This is a genomic window from Dietzia sp. CW19 (assembly GCF_014145265.1).
Taxonomy (GTDB): Bacteria; Actinomycetota; Actinomycetes; order Mycobacteriales; family Mycobacteriaceae; genus Dietzia; species Dietzia natronolimnaea.
The window spans coordinates 1-2,983 of sequence record NZ_JAALEE010000185.1 but is presented as its reverse complement, the minus strand read 5'-3'; the positions used below and the strand labels follow the sequence as shown (position 1 = coordinate 2,983).

At 71.3% G+C, this 2,983-nt stretch carries 3 protein-coding genes and 1 pseudogene; 2 read left to right on the top strand and 2 right to left on the bottom strand.

Annotated features, from left to right (window positions below; genetic code table 11):
• Positions 1 to 215: pseudogene (locus G6021_RS06395) on the bottom strand (2-phospho-L-lactate guanylyltransferase); the annotation flags it as partial.
• Positions 216 to 323: 108 nt separating this feature from the next.
• Between G6021_RS06395 and G6021_RS06390 the strand changes: the two are divergent.
• Together G6021_RS06390 and G6021_RS06385 are read left to right on the top strand one after the other, a co-directional pair.
• Entirely contained in the window at positions 324 to 1,322 is a 999-nt protein-coding gene (locus G6021_RS06390) for an NAD(P)H-dependent glycerol-3-phosphate dehydrogenase (RefSeq protein WP_179525497.1), read from the top strand.
• Positions 1,323 to 1,332: 10 nt separating this feature from the next.
• Positions 1,333 to 2,439: a D-alanine--D-alanine ligase family protein gene (locus G6021_RS06385; RefSeq protein WP_182639623.1), complete on the top strand. Its 1,107-nt coding sequence runs from the start codon at positions 1,333 to 1,335 to the stop codon at positions 2,437 to 2,439.
• Between the two features lie 10 nt (positions 2,440 to 2,449).
• On the opposite strand, the gene G6021_RS06380 is transcribed toward G6021_RS06385, so the two are convergent.
• On the bottom strand, positions 2,450 to 2,983 hold a 534-nt coding region (locus G6021_RS06380), incomplete at its 5' end, for a DUF3515 domain-containing protein (protein ID WP_241736445.1).

The following is a 2,983-nucleotide window of genomic DNA, read 5'->3' as shown; positions in this document are numbered from 1 at the left end:
ACATCGGGGTCCGAGGTCACCACCCGCACCCGGGAGACACCGGGCGTCGCGACGCAGGTGCGGAACACGTCCGCGGCCATCGCGAGGGCGAGGGCCCGCCTGTCGGACGCGGGCAGAGCGCGGGCGAGGCGGCTCTTGGCGCGGTCGAGGGCCTTGACGGGGACGACTATCGTCCACCCGCCGTCAGTCGCCCCGTGACCCGACACCGTACTCATCGACCGCCATCCTGCCAGCAGACCCTCGCGAGCGCGCCGGGCCGGGTAGCGTTTGCACACGATCCACCGGCGATGGCCCGGGTGGGGGACGACGAGCCGGGAGGCGAAATGGCGCGGGTCGCGGTGATGGGTGCGGGGTCGTGGGGGACCGCCGTCGGCAAGGTGCTCGCGGACGCGGGGTCGGAGGTGGTCATGTGGGCCCGCCGGGACGAGGTGGCCGACGGGATCAACGAGCGGCACTGTAACGAGAAGTACCTGCCGGGCATCGTCCTGCCCGCGACGGTGACCGCCTCGACGGACCCGGCCGAGGTGCTCGCGGGCTCCCACGAGGTCGTCCTGGCCGTCCCGTCGCAGAGCCTGAGGGGGAACCTGGAGAAATGGGTCGACCTCCTCGAGTCGGACGCCGGGGTGATCTCCCTGGCGAAGGGGATCGAGACCGGGTCGCTGATGCGCATCAGCGAGGTCGTCGCCGAGGTCACCGGGTTGACGGGGGACAGGATCGCCGCGTTGTCCGGCCCCAACCTCGCGCGGGAGATCGCCGAGGGTCAGCCTGCGGCGACGGTGATCGCCTGTACGGACGTCGACCGGGCGGCCCGCCTGCAGGACGCGTTCTCCACCCCCTACTTCCGTCCCTACACCAACACCGATGTGGTGGGGTGCGAGATCGGAGGCTCCACCAAGAACGTCATCGCTCTGGTGTGTGGCATCGCCACCGGGATGGGCCTGGGTGACAACACCATGGCCACGCTCGTCACCCGTGGGTTGGCGGAGTCGACGAGGCTCGGGGTGGCGCTCGGCGCCAACCAGATGACCTTCGCCGGACTCGCGGGGCTCGGCGACCTCGTCGCCACCTGCACCTCGCCCCTGTCCCGCAACCGGACCTTCGGTGAACGGCTGGGCAAGGGCGAGACCCTGGAGCAGGCCCAGGAGGCCACCAACGGACAGGTCGCGGAGGGGGTCAAGTCCTGCACCTCGATCCGTGCGCTCGCCCGACAGGTCGGGGTCGAGATGCCGCTCACCGAGGCCGTCCACGAGATCTGCCACGAGGGTGGTGACGCCGTCGAGGTGGCGGTGCGCCTCATGAGACGGAGCACCAAGCCCGAGTAGCCTCGGCCCGGTGAATCGCATCACCGTTGCCGTCCTCTACGGCGGCCGCAGCACGGAGCACTCCGTGAGCTGCGTGTCCGCCGGCGCCGTCATGGCACATCTCGACCGATCCGTCTACGAGGTGATCCCCGTCGGGATCACCGGATCGGGGCGGTGGACCCTGGGTCCCGACGACGTGTCGGGCCTGCGGATCGTCGACCGCGTCATGCCGGAGGTCGACCCGGGGCGACCACAGGTGGCGCTGGGACTGTCCACCGGTGACCGCGGGGTCCTGCGGTACGTGGACGGGGAGCGGGCCGGTGAGCAGGCCGCCCGCGTGGACGTGGTCTTCCCCGTCATGCACGGCACCCACGCGGAGGACGGCACCGTCCAGGGACTCCTCGAACTCTCGGGGATCCCCTACGTGGGTCCGGGGGTGTTCGCCAGTGCGGCCGGCATGGACAAGGAGTTCACCAAGGTCGTGCTGGGTGCGGCGGGTCTGCCGATCGGTGAGCAGGTGGTGCTGCGTCCCGGGATCGCGACGCTGCCGCAGACGGAACTCGACCGGCTCGGGTTCCCGTTGTTCGTCAAGCCCGCCCGCGGTGGCTCGTCCATCGGGATCACCAAGGTCTCCCGCGCGGCGGATCTGGACGCGGCCATCGCCGAGGCCCGCCGGTTCGACCCCAAGGTGATCGTCGAGGCCGCCATCGTGGGCCGCGAGGTCGAATGCGGTGTCCTGCAGTACCCGGACGGTCGGGTGGAGGCGAGCCTGCCCGCCGAACTCCACATCCCCGGTGAGCCCACCGGTCTGGAGGGCGAGACCGAGGGCGACTCCTTCTACGACTTCGACACCAAGTACCTCGACGACGTCTGCACGTTCGACCTCCCCGCGCTGCTCCCCGACGCGGACACCGACCGGCTGCGCGCCCTGGCCGTCGAGGCGTTCCACGCCCTGGACGCGCGAGGGTTGAGCCGGGTCGACTTCTTCGTCACCGAGGACGGTCCGGTGATCAACGAGGTCAACACCATGCCGGGGTTCACCCCGATCTCGATGTACCCGCAGATGTGGGCGGCCTCCGGCGTCGACTACCGGACCCTGCTCGACACTCTCGTGAGGACAGCGCTCGCCGGCTGCTGACCCCGCCGGGTCACCCGATCGGCGCGGGCCGCGGTTCGACGGCCTCGAGACCGGCGGTGAGGGCGTCCGAGAGATCCTGGATCGGACCGGTACCGCCGGTCGCGGGGAGGGTGACCGCGATGTACTCCGGTCGGTCGACGGCGACCCACGTGGACGACGTCACAGCGGGGTCCGGGTCCGGTTCGTTGAACCACTGGACGCCGTTGACCTCCTGGAGCGGCACCCCGACGGTGAAGGTCGGCGGGGCGGGGAGACCACAGCGGACGACGACGGTCTCGGCATCGGGCAGCCGGTAGGCCGCGGCGCCCGGCGGTGCGGGCTCGACGAACGCGACCCGGTTCGCCTCACCGAGGGTGTCCGGGAGGGACTCGACCAGCGACAGGCACTCCTCGGAGTCGGCCCCGGGGGCCGGGATGGTCACGGCGGTCACGGGCTCGCTCGCGGCGGACTCGGCCGCCTCGTCCCGGACGTCCCGCACCAGGACGAGGACCACGGCGAGCAGCACCAGGGGGACGAGTACCGCCGCGATCACCACGAGGGGCGA

Bases quoted from the DNA above. Each gene is read 5' to 3' on its own strand.
- G6021_RS06390 (WP_179525497.1), top strand. From the start codon at position 324: ATGGCGCGGGTCGCGGTGATGGGTGCGGGGTCGTGGGGGACCGCCGTC.